Source organism: Bradyrhizobium acaciae, assembly GCF_020889785.1.
Taxonomy (GTDB): Bacteria; Pseudomonadota; Alphaproteobacteria; order Rhizobiales; family Xanthobacteraceae; genus Bradyrhizobium; species Bradyrhizobium acaciae.
This window is the reverse complement of the sequence record NZ_JACMYK010000311.1, coordinates 1-1,142: the sequence shown is the minus strand read 5'-3', so window position 1 is coordinate 1,142 and position 1,142 is coordinate 1. Positions and strand designations below refer to the sequence as shown.

At 64.4% G+C, this 1,142-nt stretch carries 1 protein-coding gene; it reads left to right on the top strand.

The features are described 5' to 3' along the window. The first annotated feature begins 185 nt into the window (after positions 1-185). Complete coding sequence (locus H8A92_RS40470; protein WP_229200805.1) at positions 186-1,118, top strand: IS110 family RNA-guided transposase; 933 nt, start codon at positions 186-188, stop codon at positions 1,116-1,118. Positions 1,119-1,142 lie beyond the last annotated feature (24 nt).

Sequence of the window (1,142 nt, the reverse complement as noted above, 5' to 3'; positions counted from 1 at the left end):
GTCATCCTTGTAAGTCTGGACGCGCTGGATCGGATAGAGTGTCCGGTGCGGTAACGGACGGGAGACCGCTTCATCGAGGGGCTTTGAAGCCCGTACCTCAGCGCGGCGCCCCGTCCGTTGTTCCATTGAACCCGAACAGTCGCGAGGGCCGCCTGGCGAGCCCGGTTGCGCAAGGATGGGTGCAGATGGACGCGATCTATGTTGGCATCGATGTATCGAAGGACCGGTTGGACGTGCATGTGCGTCCGAGCGGAGAAGCGTTTGCCGTGGCGCGCGACGGCAAGGGCTTGGAAGACCTTGTTGCGCGGCTTCTGGCCTGTCGAGCGACCCTGATTGGGGTCGAGGCGACGGGCGGCTTCGAGACGGTGGTCGCCGCGGCGCTGGCCGGCGCGCAATTGCCGCTGGTGGTGATCAATCCGGCCCAGATCCGGCACTTCGCGCAGGCGGTTGGCCAGCGCGCCAAGTCCGATCCGATCGATGCCGCGGTGATCGCGCGGTTCGTCGAGGCGGTGAAGCCCGCCTTGCGTCCCGTCCCGGATGAGCAGGCTCGCCTGCTGGCCGAGCTGGTTGCTCGTCGCCGGCAGATCATCGAGATGATCGTTGCCGAACGCCAGCGCGAGAAGCGGGCTGAGAATGTCCGCGTCCGCAAAAGCCTTGCTCGCCACATCAAGGTCCTCGAGAAGGAACTGCCGGATATCGACAACGACATCGATACGCTGGTCCGCGGCTCGCCGGCCTGGCGGGACAAGGAAGACTTGCTGATCACCTTTCCCGGGGTCGGCAACACGCTCGCACGCACCTTCCTTGCCGAGGTACCCGAGCTTGGCACGCTCAACCGGCGCCAGATCGCAAGCCTTGCCGGCCTTGCTCCGTTCGTTCGCCAGTCCGGTCGATGGAAAGGCAGGAGCAAAATCGGTGGCGGACGGAGCGCCCTGCGGGCGGCTCTCTACATGGCCGCTCTTTCGGCCGTCCGATGCCACCCGCAGCTCAAGCTCTTCTATCGCCATCTCGTGAGCGCCGGTAAGCCGAAAATGGTCGCCCTCATCGCGGTTGCCCGTAAGCTCCTTACCATCCTCAACGCCATGCTCAGGGATCAAAAACCATGGCAACCCGCTTGACGAAGAACACAGTCGCTGAGGTGC